The organism is Streptomyces sp. NPDC093071, from assembly GCF_044754545.1.
Taxonomy (GTDB): domain Bacteria; phylum Actinomycetota; class Actinomycetes; order Streptomycetales; family Streptomycetaceae; genus Streptomyces.
Window position 1 is genome coordinate 423,486 of the sequence record NZ_JBIVPH010000003.1, and the last position, 13,792, is coordinate 437,277.

The window sequence follows — 13,792 nt, forward strand, 5'->3', positions numbered from 1 at the left end:
CGGCCGTGGTCCGCCGGCCGCACTCCGGGGCCCGGCCGGGCCGGTCAGCCGATCGCCGCCACCCGGTCGCGGTAGGTGCGGGCGGCCGCCGCGTCGCGGTAGGGCTCCAGGCGGCGCTCGAAGTCGCGCACGTACTCGACGGCGCGGGCCGAGCGCATCTCGGAGGCCTCCTTGGCGGCCTCGGCGCCGAGCGCGCAGGCCTGTTCCAGTTCGCCGAGGGCGAGCCGGGAGGTGGCGAGGACGACCCGGCAGAAGAGGCGGCTGCGGGCGAAGCCGGGGGCGCGGAGCTGGAGGGAGCGCTCGGCGTGCTGGGCGGCGGTGCGGTACTGCTGGAGGTCGCGGTGGCAGTGCGCGAGCTCGTCGGCGAGCTGCGCCTCGTCGAAGGCGCGGGCCCAGTAGGGCACCTCGTCGCCGGGGCGGGCCGTCTCCAGGGCCCGTTCGGCGCGGACGAGGGAGGCGCTGCACGCGCGCGCCTCCCCCAGGACGGCGTGGCCGCGCGCCTCGACCGCGTGCAGCATCGCCTGGACGACGGGCGGCGCGGCGGGCCCGACGCCCTGCTGGGCGACCCGGGCGAGCTGCACGGCCTCCCGCCCGTGGCCGAGGTAGACGGCCTGGCAGCTCATGGTGAGCAGCACGTACGAGCCGTACGCCCGGTCCCCGGCGGCCTGCGCGAGGCGCAGCGCCTGGACGAAGTAGCGCTGGGCGAGGCCGTGGGCGGCGATGTCGTACGAGGTCCAGCCCGCGAGCCGGGTGAGGTCGGCGGCCGCGGCGAAGAGGCGGCGGCCGGTGGACTCCCCGTACGTGCCGCGCAGCATCGGCTCGGCCTCGTGCTCCAGGTAGCGGACGAGGGCCTGGCGGGCGTGGCCGCCGCCGTAGGCGTGGTCGAGGGTGCGGAAGAGGTCGCCGACCGAGCGGAGGGCGGCGATGTCGCCGCTGGAGACGCGCTGGCCGGGTCCCCGGTCCGTGCCGCGCTGGCGGGGCACGGAGAAGCGGCCCTGGGGCGGGACCCGGGGGTCGTGCGGGGGCGTCCCGGCGGAGGCGCGGGCGGGGGCGGGCTCGCCGCGCGCGACCCGCTCGTCGGCGCGGCCGATCAGCCAGTCCCGGCTGGGGACGACCAGGCCCGCCGGGGTGAAGGCGATCTTGCGGAGCTCGGCGTGGCTGCCGGAGTCCTTGCGCCACAGGCCGCCGACGATGTCGACCGCCTCCTCGGGGGTGGCGGCGAACTCCAGGCCCGCGTAGACGGGCGCGCAGGCGTCGAGGCCGAGGTCCTGGGCGGAGAGCCGGCGGCCCAGGCGGCGGGTGAAGACCTCGGCGATGAGGGCGGGGGTGGTGCCGCGCGGCTGCTGGCCGCGGAGCCAGCGGGTCACGGAGGTCTTGTCGTACCGCAGGTCGAGGCCGTGTTCCAGGCCGAGCTGGTCCACCCGTCTGGCGAGGCCCGCGTGGGAGAACCCTGCTTCGGCGATGAGCGCGGCGAGCCGGCTGTTCGGGATGCGCTGCGGGGGTCGTTCCGTCATCAGCTGTGCGGTCTCCTGTTTTCGGGGCCCGGGCGGCACCCCTTCGGACCCTCCTGGAACGGCGTGAATTTAGCGGTCTCCACGGTCCGTACCGCCACCTTCGCCCCACATTCATCCGATCGTGTGAGGATTGGCGGGATCGCTGACGTGGGGCTCCCTACGGCCCCCGTCCGCCCGCCGGAGGGGCGGGCGCGGCGCCGCCGTACAGTGGCATGGGCGCGAATGACGCATGGTGCCGAGCCGGCCCGGGATGATCCCCGGTCCCCGGACTCCCGGCACAGGAGGAGGCATGGCCGTGAGTGAGCTGCGATTCGTCCGTCTCGGCTTCGGCGAGGAAGCCGTCGACTACCGGGCGGCCTGGGACGAGCAGCGCGAGGTGCACGCCGCGCGGTTCGCCGACGAGATCGAGGACACCTGTCTGCTCCTGGAGCACCCGCCGGTCTACACGGCCGGCCGGCGCACCGCGGAGAGCGAGCGCCCGCTGGACGGGACGCCGGTGGTGGACGTGGACCGCGGCGGGAAGATCACCTGGCACGGCCCCGGCCAGCTGGTCGGCTACCCGATCATGAAGCTGCCCCGCCCGGTGGACGTCGTCGCGCACGTGCGCCGCCTGGAGGAGGCCCTGATCCGCACGGCCGCCGACTTCGGTCTGGAGACGACGCGGATCGAGGGGCGCAGCGGTGTGTGGGTGCTCGGCGATCCGGTCGAGCAGCGGCCTTCGCTCGGCGGGCTCTCGCTCGACTTCGACCCGCGCCTGACCGACGAGGAGTTCGACCCGCGTCTGAACGGGCCGGAGTACGCGCCCTCGAACGCGGGCCAGCGCCGCGAGGACCGGAAGCTGGCGGCGATCGGCATCCGGGTCGCCAAGGGCGTCACGATGCACGGCTTCGCGCTCAACGTGAACCCGGACAACGCCTGGTTCGACCGGATCATCCCGTGCGGCATCCGCGACGCGGGCGTCACCTCGATCGCCAACGAGCTGGGCCGTGACGTCACGGTCGAGGAGGTGGTGCCGGTGGTGGAGAAGCACCTGCGGGAGGTCCTGGAGCACGCGGAGCTCAAGCCGCGGGCCGTGGAGCCCACGTCCGTCTGACCGCCGCCCCCGCCCCCGAGGAATGCGGGGCGCTGGCCAGAGGTTGGCCGGACGTAGGCAGGCATGGAAGCCACGGGCGTACCCTGGTGTACGCCGAAGAATCGAAGCTACAGGAGCCGATGTGTCCGCAGTCGCACCCGACGGACGCAAGATGCTGCGCCTGGAGGTCCGGAACGCCCAGACCCCCATCGAGCGCAAGCCCGAGTGGATCAAGACCCGGGCGAAGATGGGGCCCGAGTACACGAAGATGCAGGGCCTGGTGAAGAGCGAGGGCCTGCACACGGTCTGCCAGGAGGCGGGCTGTCCCAACATCTTCGAGTGCTGGGAGGACCGCGAGGCGACCTTCCTCATCGGCGGTGACCAGTGCACCCGGCGCTGCGACTTCTGCCAGATCGACACGGGCAAGCCGCAGGCCCTCGACCGCGACGAGCCGCGCCGCGTGGGCGAGTCGGTCGTCACGATGGACCTGAACTACGCCACGATCACCGGCGTCGCGCGCGACGACCTGGAGGACGGCGGCGCCTGGCTGTACGCGGAGACCGTGCGCCAGATCCACCAGCAGACGGCGGGCCGCGAGGCGGGCCGCACCAAGGTCGAGCTGCTCGCCCCCGACTTCAACGCGGTGCCGGAGCTCTTGGAGCAGGTCTTCGACTCCCGCCCCGAGGTCTTCGCGCACAACGTGGAGACGGTGCCGCGCATCTTCAAGCGCATCCGCCCCGGCTTCCGGTACGAGCGCTCCCTGGACGTCATCACGCGGGCGCGTGACTACGGTCTGATCACGAAGTCGAACCTGATCCTGGGCATGGGCGAGACCCGCGAGGAGATCAGCGAGGCGCTCCAGCAGCTGCACGACGCGGGCTGCGAGCTCATCACGATCACGCAGTACCTGCGCCCCTCGGTCCGCCACCACCCGGTGGAGCGCTGGGTGAAGCCGCAGGAGTTCGTGGAGCTGAAGGAGGAGGCCGACGAGATCGGCTTCTCCGGCGTGATGTCGGGCCCGCTGGTCCGCTCCTCGTACCGCGCGGGTCGCCTGTACCAGCAGGCGATGGAGAAGCGGGCGGCCGCGCAGGACGCGTCGACCGCCGTGTGAATCCGAGCACAAGTAGTTACCGGCCGGTAGTGGCCGGATCCGGTGCGGCCCGTACGACCCCGCAGCTCAGCGGGGGCGTACGGGCCGCACCGCCGTTTCCGCGCTGGGCCGACCGGCCGCACCGACGTTTCACCAGTGTTTGACCGCCGGGTCACGCCCTGGTAACACCGATCTGTGAGCCTGGTTTCACCCACCGCCATCGTCCGCTCACACCCCCACCTCGTCTCACCCGCCATCGAGGGAGGACCCCGCCATGCCGGCCGCATCGACGCACGTCCGCGTCACCGCGATCCCGTCCGTCACCGACGCCCTGAGGGCCGTGGAGTCGCTGCTCCTGGGCTCGGGACAGCGCACCGCCCGGCGCAACGCCTGGAACTCCGTCCTGGAGGACCGGCGCCGCGCCAAGGACCGGGTCGAGGCCCAGCGCGTGATGGAGGTCGCGTCGGGCCGCGCTTCCCGGGCCACGTAAACTTCAGGACATGGCGAGGAAGGCAAACACGAGCAGCGCTGACGCTGCCAACCCCGGGCGACTGAAGCAGATCGCCCTCACGTACAAGATGACCCGGAAGGCCGACCCGAAGGTCGGTCTCGTCGTCGCGGGCGTGGGCATCGGCGTACTCGGTGTCCTCCTCGCGATCGGCTTCCTCATCGGTCATCCGGTCTACCTGGGCATCCTGGGCTTCGTCCTGGGTCTCCTGGCGGCGGCCATCGTCTTCGGACGGCGTGCCGAGAGCGCGGCCTTCGGGCAGATGGAGGGCCAGCCGGGCGCGGCGGCGGCGGTGCTGCAGAACATCGGGCGCGGCTGGACGACGACCCCGGCGGTCGCGATGAACCGGAACCAGGACGTCGTGCACCGCGCGGTCGGCCGGGCCGGCATCGTCCTGGTGGCCGAGGGCAACCCGAACCGGGTCAAGGCGCTCCTGGCGGCCGAGAAGAAGCGCATGAACCGCGTCGTGGTGGACGTGCCGGTGCACGACATCATCGTCGGCGACGGCGAGGGCCAGGTGCCGCTGAAGAAGGTCCGCACGACCATGCTCAAGCTGCCCCGGGTGCTCACCGGCCCGCAGGTGACCGTGGCCAACGACCGGCTGCGGGCGATGGGCGACCTGATGAGCAACATGCCGCTGCCGAAGGGTCCGATGCCCAAGGGGATGCGGATGCCGCGCGGCGGAAAGATGCGCTGACGCGCCCGACCGAACGCACGAGAGGGGCTCCGGACCGCACGGTCCGGAGCCCCTCTCTCATGTCCGTGGCGTCAGATGCGGACCTGGACGGCCCCGGAGAGGCGGTCGTGGAGACCGCGGCCGTCACGGTCCCAGATCAGGGCCGGGATCGCCAGGCAGACCAGGACGGAGCGGAGCGCCACCCGGAGGACGCCGAGGCGGCCGCCGCGCGCCGAGACGACCCGCAGGCCGAAGAGCCGCTTGCCGGGCGTGGAGCCCACGGTGCCGACCGTCAGGACGCTCAGGACGAGCAGGATGCCGAGGGCCCAGTTGCCGGTGGCCTGGTTGTAGCCGTCGGTGATCAGGCCGTATGCGATCACCATGCAGAGGGCCCAGTCGACGGCGAGGGCGCCCAGTCGGCGGCCCGGGCGGGCGATCGAACCGGGCCCCTCCTCGGGCAGCCCCAGCTGCTGACCGCGGTAGCCGAAGTCGACGCCTGCGTCCTCGGCCGCCGCGCGGGGGCCGGAGAGCCAAGATCCGAGTGCTTGCCTGTTGTCCACCCGACCACGGTACTGTGCCCGATTTCGATCTCTTCGGCCCGGGTGGGGCAAGGGGCCCGGCGGCCCCGGAGCGGGGCGCGCCCCGGGCACGGACGGCACCCACCCCGGTTAACTTCGACGAAACAATTGGGTCATGCTTGAGAAATCCCGTCTGCCTATGGTCGGGTCCAGCGTGTGCCACCGCACTGGCCGCACGAACGAGCTGCAACCCCGCCCCTCCCCGGGCCGGGAGTAGGAGGAGTGGGATGTCCCAGACGCACGGGTTCCAGAACGCCGAAGAGGCTCAGAAGTTCATCAAGGACAACGACGTCAAGATGGTCGACGTCCGGTTCTGCGACCTTCCGGGCGTGATGCAGCACTTCACGATCCCCGCCTCGGCCTTCGACCCGTCGGAGGAGCTCGCGTTCGACGGCTCGTCGATCCGTGGCTTCCAGGCGATCCACGAGTCCGACATGGCGCTGCGCGCCGACCTGTCGACGGCCCGGGTGGACCCCTTCCGCCGCGACAAGACGCTGAACGTCAACTTCTTCATCCACGACCCGATCACGGGCGAGCAGTACAGCCGTGACCCGCGGAACATCGCGAAGAAGGCGGAGGCGTACCTCGCCTCCACCGGCATCGCCGACACCGCGTTCTTCGGCCCCGAGGCGGAGTTCTACGTCTTCGACTCGGTGCGCTTCGAGACCTCGGCGAACCAGGGCTTCTACCACATCGACTCCGAGGCCGGCGCCTGGAACACCGGTGCGGTGGAGAACAACCGCGGCTACAAGGTCCGCTACAAGGGCGGCTACTTCCCGGCCCCGCCGGTCGACCACTTCGCCGACCTGCGCTCCGAGATCTCCCTGGAGCTGGAGAACGTCGGCCTCCAGGTCGAGCGCCAGCACCACGAGGTCGGCACCGCCGGCCAGGCCGAGATCAACTACAAGTTCAACACGCTGCTCGCCGCGGCCGACGACCTGATGCTCTTCAAGTACATCGTGAAGAACGTCGCCTGGCGCAACGGCAAGACCGCGACCTTCATGCCGAAGCCGATCTTCGGCGACAACGGCTCGGGCATGCACGTCCACCAGTCGCTGTGGGCCAACGGCGACCCGCTGTTCTACGACGAGACGGGCTACGCGGGCCTCTCGGACACCGCCCGCTACTACATCGGCGGCATCCTCAAGCACGCCCCGTCGCTGCTCGCCTTCACCAACCCGACGGTGAACTCGTACCACCGCCTGGTCCCGGGCTTCGAGGCCCCGGTCAACATGGTGTACTCGCAGCGCAACCGCTCCGCCGCCATGCGCATCCCGATCACGGGTGCGAACCCGAAGGCCAAGCGCGTCGAGTTCCGCGCGCCGGACCCGTCCTCGAACCCGTACCTCGCCTTCTCGGCGCTGCTCCTCGCGGGCCTCGACGGCATCAAGAACAAGATCGAGCCCCTGGAGCCGATCGACAAGGACCTCTACGAGCTGGCTCCCGAGGAGCACGCCAACGTCCCCCAGGTCCCGACCAACCTGGAGGCCGTCCTCTCCGCCCTGGAGGAGGACAACGAGTACCTCCAGGCCGGCGGCGTCTTCACCTCGGACCTGATCGAGACCTGGATCGACTACAAGCGCACGAACGAGATCGCCCCGATCCAGCTGCGCCCGCACCCGCACGAGTTCGAGCTGTACTTCGACCTCTAAGCCGCGAGGCAAGTGAAGGCCGCCGCCCGGAACGTTCCGGGCGGCGGCCTTCGCCGTGCGTACGGTGCCCGTCAGCGCCCGTAGCGGATCAGGGCGCGGACCATGCGGCAGGTGGTGTCCGAGGGCGGGTGGATGCCGAGCTGTTCGGCGGTGGTGCTTATGGTCGCGTTCGTGGCCTTCGACGGGACGTAGACGCCGGCGTCGAGGAGGGCGATCGCGAGGCGCATGGCCTTCAGGCGCCGGTTGTGCGTGACGTACCACTCGCGGGGCCGGCCCGCGGGGAGCGGCTGCTTCTGGAGCGGCTTCCAGGGTTCGAGGGACGGCGTCCGGATCACGGCGAGAGCCATGGGCTACCTCCTGGCGAACGGCGGGGTGCGGGCCCTCCTCGGGACCCTCACCTTCACCCATTATTTTACCGGTCCCCACTGACAATCGTCCCTGGCCAGGACCGGTTTTCGGCACTGTGGAAGGGGGGCCCGGGGGTACCGTGGGCGCCATGGAGATCTGGATCAATCCCGCCTGTTCCAAGTGTCGCGCCGCCCTCACCCTCCTCGACGCCGAAGGGGCCGACTACACCGTCCGGCGCTATCTGGAGGACGTGCCCTCGCCCGCCGAGATCCGGGAGGTGCTCGGGCGGCTCGGGCTCGAACCGTGGGACATCGCCCGGACCCAGGAGGCGGAGGCGAAGGAGCTCGGGGTGAAGGAGTGGCCCCGGGACGCGGAGGGACGCGACCGGTGGATCGAGGCCCTCGCCGCGCACCCGAAGCTCATCCAGCGGCCGATCATCACCGCCGAGGACGGCAGCGCCGTCGTGGGGCGGTCCGAGGAGGCCGTGCGGGACGCCCTGTCCCGCCGGTGAGGGCGGGCGGCCTCAGCGCGCCGCCGCCAGGCGCTCCGCCTCCGTCAGGATCTCCGTGAGGCGGAGGCCGAAGCGGGCGTCGCAGGGGTGCGGGACGCCCGTGCGGGCCGCGGCGACCAGGGCGTCCACGGCCGCGCCGAAGGCGTCGAGCGCGCCGTCCCAGCGGGGCATCTCGGCGCGCCCCTCCGTGCCGTACAGGGCGAGGGCCGCCTCCGCCGCCTCCGGCGGGGCGCTCAGGGTGAGGGTGGCGGTGCTGCTCGCGCCCGAGGCGTGGCGCAGGACCAGGTGGTGGGTGTCCCCCGGGCCCGGCGCGGCCGTGATCTCCGTGACGTCTCCCAGGATCGGCAGGTAGACGGAGAGGACGTGTGGGCCCACGTCCCACAGGCCGCCCTTCTCGCGCCGCCAGGGCGAGGCCGCGTACTCGCTCGTGGAGCCGGAGCCGTACAGCGAGCCCAGCCAGTGCGCCTCGCCCAGGAACCAGCCGTCCGCCGCCGCCTGCTCCTCGATCCAGGAGGCCGTCGGCTCCGCGAAGCGCAGGGTGCAGAAGACCACCGAGGCGACCCCGGCCGCCCCGACGGCGTCGGCCACCTCGCGGGCCCCGGCCACCGTCGTGGCGACCGGCTTGTCCAGGAGGACGTGGCAGCCCGCGGCCGCGGCCCGTACCGCCAGCGGGGCCTGGACGTCCGGCGGGAGGGCGAGGGCCACGGCGTCGCTCGCCGCGAAGAGGGCGTCCACGTCCTCGTACGCGCGCGTGCCCGACGCGGCGGCCAGCGTCTCCGCCGCCTCCGGTCGCCGTCCCCACACCCCGCTGAACTCGACGTCCGGGTGCCCGGCGAGCGCGGGCGCGTGGGTGTGGCCGGCCCAGGGGCCGGTGCCGAGGAGTCCGATGCGGGGCCTCGCCCCGAGCTGCTTCGCCATGGTCACAGTCTGCCGGGTGGTCCCGCCGCGCGACGGCGGCGGGGGTGAAATCCCCTGGCCTCCGCCTTCCCGTCCGGGTTAGCGTTCCCCCGCCGGCCGCGGGACTCCGGCGCGACTTCCGGAACCTGCCTATGAAGCGACGTCTTCGCTGTTCGCGCCCTCATTCCCCGGCCGGCCCTCAGGAGGGGGAAGGTCCGTGTCCGAGCTCGTCGCCGCCGAGGACGTGCTCCTCTTCGTCAACGCCGCCGTCACCGCCACCGGGCAGCGCGAGTTCCGCTCCTCCGCCGGCGAGCAGCGCCTCTCGCTGGACTTCCTCCACGCGTACGTACGGGTCAACTACCGGCCCGTGTACGCCGCCGCGCTCGCGCTCGACATCAACGACCACAACGCGGCCCTCGTCGTCGAGCACCTGCTGCGCACCCCGGCGGAGGCGGAGCCGGGCGAGGGGCGGCTGATCGCCGCGCGGCTCGCGGTGCTGCCGCCGCAGCGGGTCTACCGGCTGTTCCGGACGCTGCGCGCCGCCGGGGTCAACAACCGGCGCACACGCGCGATCGTGCGCGAGTGGCTCGCGGCCCGCCCCGATCCGGCGCTCGACGCCGTGAAGTACCGGGCCGGTCTGAAGACCGCCCTCCGGCACGTCCACGGGCGGACGGCGGACCCGGAGACGGGCGACTTCCTCTTCGCGCCCCGGCGCCGCGTCCGCTACGGGAGCCCGCTGCTCGACGCCCACCGCCGGGCGCACTACGAGCAGGGCGCGCTGTACGAGCTGCCGTTCACCGTGGCGGAGGGGTTCGCCGCGAAGCACGGGGTGCCCCGCGCGCTGTTCCTGGAGCGGATCGCGCCCCGGATGACCCGGCTCGAACGGCTCAGGACCGAACGGGCGGCGGGAAGCGCGAAAGACCTGTCCGTCATGCCGCTGACCCGGCTCGCGGTGTACGTGCTCTCGCTGCCGTTCGGGGAGCGGGTCGCCCGGCGGGCCGAGCTGACCGGGGCGCTGCGGGCCGCCGCCCGGCGGGTCGCCGGGCCGTACGCCGGGAGCTGGGGGCGGGTGGCGGCTGTACTGGACGACAGCTTCTCGTCCTCCGGTTCGGCGGTGAAGCGGCGCCGTCCGCTGGCCGTGGCCCTGGGCTGCCACTTCCTCCTGGAGGCCCTGGCGGCGCCGGGCGCGTACCGCCCGCTGTGGACCTCGGGCGGGGACGATCCGCTGCTCGTCCGGCCGTACGGGCCGACCCCGCTCGGGCTGCGGATCCTGGACGCCCTGGAGACCGGGCCCGAGCGGCTCGTGATCGTCTCGGACGGCGGGGACAACGCCCCGCCGGGGCTCGCGGGCGAGGTGCTGCGGGTGTGGCGGACGCGGCTCGATCCGGACCGGCGGACGAGCGTCGTGCACCTCAACCCCGTATACGACGCCGGGGGCTTCGACGTGCGCAGGCTCGCGCCGAGCGTGCCGGCCGCCGGCATCCGGGACGCGGAGGACCTGGCGGCCCTGGTGGAGATCGCGCAGTTCGCGGAGGGGCGGACCGGGTTCGCGGAGCTGCGGGCCTATCTGGACCGGCGGGTGGAATCGTTCCTGAAGGGGGCCGGAGGGTGACCCGGATCGATCTGGGCGGGCTGGACGCGCGGCCCGCGCAGGTGTGGGGCGGAGTGCGTCTCGTGCCGCTCGTGCGGACCGAGCCGGTGCCCGGACTGCGGCTGCGCCGTGAGGTGTACGAGGGGTCCGGGACGGCCTCGGTGGAGCTCGGCCGCCGGACCACGTACACCTCGTACGTCCCGCACGGCTTCGTCGCCGACTGGTCCGGCTCCCGGCAGGACGGCGAGTCCGCCGCGTACGGGACGCTGCTCGGGGATCGTACGGACGGGTCCCCTCCCTGCGTGCCCGTGCGCCGCGTGCACCGGCTCGCCAAGCGGCGGCGGGGCGAGCGGCGGCTGCGGTTCCTGCCGCTGCACCTCGCCCTGGAGGGCTATCTCGCGCTGCACTTCGGTGGTCCCGCGGTGATCTGGGACGACTGGTCCCGGGAGGCGGTGCGGCGCGGGCTGTCGCCGCGGGCCGAGGCGGCGTACGCCGGGTGGCGGGTGCCGGGGCTCGGGGAGGCGCTGCGGGTCTTCGAGCTGCACCCGGGGCAGTGCGGGACGCTCCTGTACGTGGCGGACGCCCTGGCCGCGGCCTTCGTGGTGCCGCATCCGGAGGACTACCGGGTGCTGCACCCGACGCTGGTCGAGGACCTGTACGGGGAGCTGGTCCACCAGTACGCGCACTACGGCGCCCCGGTGCCGGAGTTCACGGCGCGGATCCGGGACGGCGCCGGCGGGATCCGTACGCTCGCGGACCTGCGGGCGGCGGCCCTGGGACAGGAGCGGGCGTGGGCGGCGGCGCACGACGGGCTGATGGCGCGGGACCTCCTGGAGACGCCGTACTCCTTCGAGCGGGTGTACCGGGCGGGGACGTTCGACCTGTACCGGTTCCTGCCGCCGTTCCGGCGGGACGGGCGGGAGCAGCACATCGGGGAGCTGATCACCGACCACCGGGGGCGGACGGCCTATCTGAAGACCTTCCGGCTCTCGGAGAAGCAGGTCAGGAAGGGGTACCTGCTGCACCGGCTCGCGGACCACGACTGGCACCCCGGGCGGACCGCGGAGGCCCTCGGCACCACGTACGCCGAGCTGGTGCGGCGGATCGGGGCGGCCGGGCTCGGCGGGCTCCTGGACGCCCACGTGGTCGCACGGAAGACGCGGGAGGAGCGGGAAGGCTGAGTAACACGGGGTTCACAAACGGGCAACCGACGGGAAATCCCGTGTTGCGAAGCTGCGGTCCGAAAGCAACCGTACGGTCCGGCCCCGGCCGGTCCGCACGGAGACCGCAGCTTCTCGCAGCGCCGCGAGCCGCCGCGGGCAGCCCCTCCCGCCGCCTCCGGGCGCCGGGGGAAACCCCAGCAGCACGCCACGCGCCCTAAGGATGAGCCCCGTGACCTTCAAGGCTGAGTACATCTGGATCGACGGCACCGAGCCGACCGCGAAGCTTCGCTCCAAGACGAAGATCATCGTGGGCGGGGGCGCGGCGCTCGACGAGCTGCCGATCTGGGGCTTCGACGGTTCGAGCACGAACCAGGCCGAGGGCCACGCCTCGGACCGCGTCCTCAAGCCGGTCTTCGTCTGCCCCGACCCGATCCGCGGCGGCGACGACGTCCTGGTCCTGTGCGAGGTCCTCAACACCGACATGACGCCGCACTCGTCCAACACGCGCGCCGCGCTCGCCGAGGTCGCCGCGACGTACGCCTCGCAGGAGCCGATCTTCGGCATCGAGCAGGAGTACACCTTCTTCAAGGGCTCGCGTCCGCTGGGCTTCCCCGAGGCCGGCTTCCCGGCCGCGCAGGGCGGTTACTACTGCGGTGTCGGCGCGGACGAGATCTTCGGCCGCGACGTCGTCGAGGCGCACCTGGAGAACTGCCTGGCGGCCGGTCTCGGCATCTCCGGCATCAACGCCGAGGTCATGCCCGGCCAGTGGGAGTTCCAGGTCGGCCCGCTGGCGCCCCTGGAGGTCTCCGACCAGCTGTGGATCGCCCGCTGGCTGCTGTACCGCACGGCCGAGGACTTCGAGGTCTCCGCGACCCTGGACCCGAAGCCGGTGAAGGGCGACTGGAACGGCGCGGGCGCGCACACCAACTTCTCCACGAAGGCGATGCGCGAGGGCTACGACGCGATCATCACCGCGTGCGAGTCCCTCGGCGAGGGCTCGAAGCCGCTCGACCACGTCAAGAACTACGGCGCCGGCATCGACGACCGCCTGACGGGTCTGCACGAGACCGCCCCGTGGGACAAGTACTCCTACGGCGTCTCGGACCGCGGCGCCTCGGTCCGCATCCCGTGGCAGGTCGAGCAGGACCGCAAGGGCTACATCGAGGACCGCCGTCCGAACGCCAACGTGGACCCGTACGTGGTGACCCGCCTGCTGGTGGACACCTGCTGCGAGGCCCTGGCGAAGGCCGGCCAGGTCTGATCCGCACGCCTTCCGGAAGGGGCGTCCACCGTTTCGCACGGTGGGCGCCCCTTCCGTCATGTGGGATGCACGACACAGGCTTTGGCCGGTACGGGGGTCGTCCTGGTGTTTCCCTTCTGGTTCAATAGGGATATGGCCAACTTGCAGAACGACACCGCGACGGGTCGTCACGACCTCGAGCCGTTCTGGCCTTCCCGGCAGCACCACGACTTCGACCGGGTGTGTTGCCGCGCGAGGAACGCGTCGGCCCTCTAAAGCCCCGATCGGCCCTGTCCGATCCCGGCCTTCGGCCGACGCGCACGACGTACGACGCCTGTCCGTCCGTTTCTCCGCGCGAAAGAGCTGACCTGCCATGGCCCACACCCAGAGCGCCTCCCTCACGGCCGTCCGTCCCGGCCGGCACCGACTCCGTGCCGTCGATCCGAACGAGGTCGTCGACTTCTCCCAGGTGGCGGACTTCCTGCCGCCCGGCGCCACCCTGCTGCCCGCGCCGCAGCACGCGCTGCCCGTGCTGCCGGGCCGCCCGCCGATGGTCGGGTACCTCGTCCTGGTCCCCGCCGACCAGCAGCCGCACCTGCCCGTGGCCGTCCCCTCCCCCGTGACCGCGCCCGTCGCGGCCGAGGAGCAGGGGCCGGTGACCATCGACGACGTCCAGCGGATCGCCGTCGTGGACGGGGAGCCGCTGGACCTGACGTACCTGGAGTTCGAGCTCCTGGCCCACCTGGTGGCACACCCCCACCGGGTCCACACCCGCGACCAGTTGGTCACGACGGTGTGGGGGTACGGCCACGTCGGCGACGGGCGCACGGTCGACGTGCACGTGGCCCGGCTGCGCCGCAAGCTGGGCGCCGAGCACCGCCACACGATCCAGACCGTGCGGCGGGTCGGCTACAAGTACACGCCCTGACCGGGCCGTTCGGCCCGGCCGGGA

General features: G+C 72.6%; 14 protein-coding genes. 10 read left to right on the forward strand and 4 right to left on the reverse strand.

From position 1 onward, the window contains the following. Positions 1 to 44: 44 nt before the first annotated feature. On the reverse strand, positions 45 to 1,514 hold the full coding sequence (locus ACIQD7_RS13205; RefSeq protein ID WP_402441625.1) for a regulator: 1,470 nt from the start codon (positions 1,512 to 1,514) through the stop codon (positions 45 to 47). 295 nt (positions 1,515 to 1,809) lie between these two features. Here ACIQD7_RS13205 and lipB point away from each other — a divergent pair, with 295 nt between their 5' ends. From lipB to ACIQD7_RS13225, 4 genes are all read left to right on the forward strand, one after another. After that, positions 1,810 to 2,607, forward strand: coding sequence for a lipoyl(octanoyl) transferase LipB (lipB, locus tag ACIQD7_RS13210; RefSeq protein WP_402441626.1), 798 nt, complete (start codon positions 1,810 to 1,812; stop codon positions 2,605 to 2,607). Positions 2,608 to 2,728: 121 nt separating this feature from the next. Next, complete coding sequence (lipA, locus tag ACIQD7_RS13215) at positions 2,729 to 3,697, forward strand: lipoyl synthase (RefSeq protein ID WP_402441627.1); 969 nt, start codon at positions 2,729 to 2,731, stop codon at positions 3,695 to 3,697. 253 nt (positions 3,698 to 3,950) lie between these two features. Further along, a complete protein-coding gene (locus ACIQD7_RS13220) occupies positions 3,951 to 4,166 on the forward strand; it encodes a hypothetical protein (protein WP_062756304.1) in 216 nt (71 codons plus the stop codon). A 10-nt stretch (positions 4,167 to 4,176) separates the two neighbouring features. Further along, entirely contained in the window at positions 4,177 to 4,881 is a 705-nt protein-coding gene (locus ACIQD7_RS13225; RefSeq protein WP_121829942.1) for a DUF4191 domain-containing protein, read from the forward strand. Between the two features lie 71 nt (positions 4,882 to 4,952). Here the strand turns inward: ACIQD7_RS13225 and ACIQD7_RS13230 are convergent, their stop codons facing one another. Next, positions 4,953 to 5,420, reverse strand: a complete 468-nt coding sequence (locus ACIQD7_RS13230; RefSeq protein ID WP_121829943.1) for an RDD family protein — start codon at positions 5,418 to 5,420, stop codon at positions 4,953 to 4,955. A 245-nt stretch (positions 5,421 to 5,665) separates the two neighbouring features. Here ACIQD7_RS13230 and glnA point away from each other — a divergent pair, with 245 nt between their 5' ends. After that, complete coding sequence (gene glnA / locus ACIQD7_RS13235; protein ID WP_121829944.1) at positions 5,666 to 7,090, forward strand: type I glutamate--ammonia ligase; 1,425 nt, start codon at positions 5,666 to 5,668, stop codon at positions 7,088 to 7,090. Between the two features lie 71 nt (positions 7,091 to 7,161). Here the strand turns inward: glnA and ACIQD7_RS13240 are convergent, their stop codons facing one another. After that, positions 7,162 to 7,437 carry a hypothetical protein gene (locus ACIQD7_RS13240; protein ID WP_121829945.1) on the reverse strand — a complete coding sequence of 92 codons (276 nt, stop codon included), beginning with the start codon at positions 7,435 to 7,437 and terminating at the stop codon, positions 7,162 to 7,164. A 149-nt stretch (positions 7,438 to 7,586) separates the two neighbouring features. On the opposite strand from ACIQD7_RS13240, the gene ACIQD7_RS13245 reads away from it, so the two are divergent. Continuing rightward, entirely contained in the window at positions 7,587 to 7,949 is a 363-nt protein-coding gene (locus ACIQD7_RS13245) for an arsenate reductase family protein (RefSeq protein ID WP_401421834.1), read from the forward strand. Positions 7,950 to 7,961: 12 nt separating this feature from the next. Here the strand turns inward: ACIQD7_RS13245 and ACIQD7_RS13250 are convergent, their stop codons facing one another. Next, the gene (locus ACIQD7_RS13250; RefSeq protein WP_402441628.1) at positions 7,962 to 8,867 is read right to left on the reverse strand and encodes a Gfo/Idh/MocA family protein; all 906 of its coding nucleotides are present in this window, start codon (positions 8,865 to 8,867) and stop codon (positions 7,962 to 7,964) included. A gap of 196 nt (positions 8,868 to 9,063) precedes the next feature. Between ACIQD7_RS13250 and ACIQD7_RS13255 the strand changes: the two genes are divergently transcribed. The 4 genes from ACIQD7_RS13255 (at position 9,064) to ACIQD7_RS13270 (ending at position 13,768) form a co-directional block, all read left to right on the forward strand. Then, the gene (locus tag ACIQD7_RS13255) at positions 9,064 to 10,458 is read left to right on the forward strand and encodes a hypothetical protein (protein ID WP_402441629.1); all 1,395 of its coding nucleotides are present in this window, start codon (positions 9,064 to 9,066) and stop codon (positions 10,456 to 10,458) included. Next, positions 10,455 to 11,618, forward strand: coding sequence for an ARPP-2 domain-containing protein (locus ACIQD7_RS13260; protein WP_402441630.1), 1,164 nt, complete (start codon positions 10,455 to 10,457; stop codon positions 11,616 to 11,618). The genes ACIQD7_RS13255 and ACIQD7_RS13260 overlap by 4 nt, the downstream gene beginning before the upstream one ends. 211 nt (positions 11,619 to 11,829) lie before the next feature. Continuing rightward, complete coding sequence (gene glnII, locus ACIQD7_RS13265; RefSeq protein ID WP_121829949.1) at positions 11,830 to 12,861, forward strand: glutamine synthetase; 1,032 nt, start codon at positions 11,830 to 11,832, stop codon at positions 12,859 to 12,861. A gap of 352 nt (positions 12,862 to 13,213) precedes the next feature. Next, positions 13,214 to 13,768, forward strand: a complete 555-nt coding sequence (locus ACIQD7_RS13270) for a winged helix-turn-helix domain-containing protein (protein WP_121829950.1) — start codon at positions 13,214 to 13,216, stop codon at positions 13,766 to 13,768. The last annotated feature ends 24 nt before the right edge of the window (positions 13,769 to 13,792 follow it).

Excerpts from the sequence above, each read along its gene's own strand:
- ACIQD7_RS13245 (WP_401421834.1), top strand. The coding sequence starts at position 7,587 with ATGGAGATCTGGATCAATCCCGCCTGTTCCAAGTGTCGCGCCGCCCTC.
- ACIQD7_RS13270 (WP_121829950.1), top strand. The coding sequence starts at position 13,214 with ATGGCCCACACCCAGAGCGCCTCCCTCACGGCCGTCCGTCCCGGCCGG.
- ACIQD7_RS13250 (WP_402441628.1), bottom strand. The coding sequence starts at position 8,867 with ATGGCGAAGCAGCTCGGGGCGAGGCCCCGCATCGGACTCCTCGGCACC.
- ACIQD7_RS13225 (WP_121829942.1), top strand. The coding sequence starts at position 4,177 with ATGGCGAGGAAGGCAAACACGAGCAGCGCTGACGCTGCCAACCCCGGG.
- ACIQD7_RS13240 (WP_121829945.1), bottom strand. The coding sequence starts at position 7,437 with ATGGCTCTCGCCGTGATCCGGACGCCGTCCCTCGAACCCTGGAAGCCG.
- ACIQD7_RS13220 (WP_062756304.1), top strand. The coding sequence starts at position 3,951 with ATGCCGGCCGCATCGACGCACGTCCGCGTCACCGCGATCCCGTCCGTC.
- ACIQD7_RS13205 (WP_402441625.1), bottom strand. The coding sequence starts at position 1,514 with ATGACGGAACGACCCCCGCAGCGCATCCCGAACAGCCGGCTCGCCGCG.
- glnA (WP_121829944.1), top strand. The coding sequence starts at position 5,666 with ATGTCCCAGACGCACGGGTTCCAGAACGCCGAAGAGGCTCAGAAGTTC.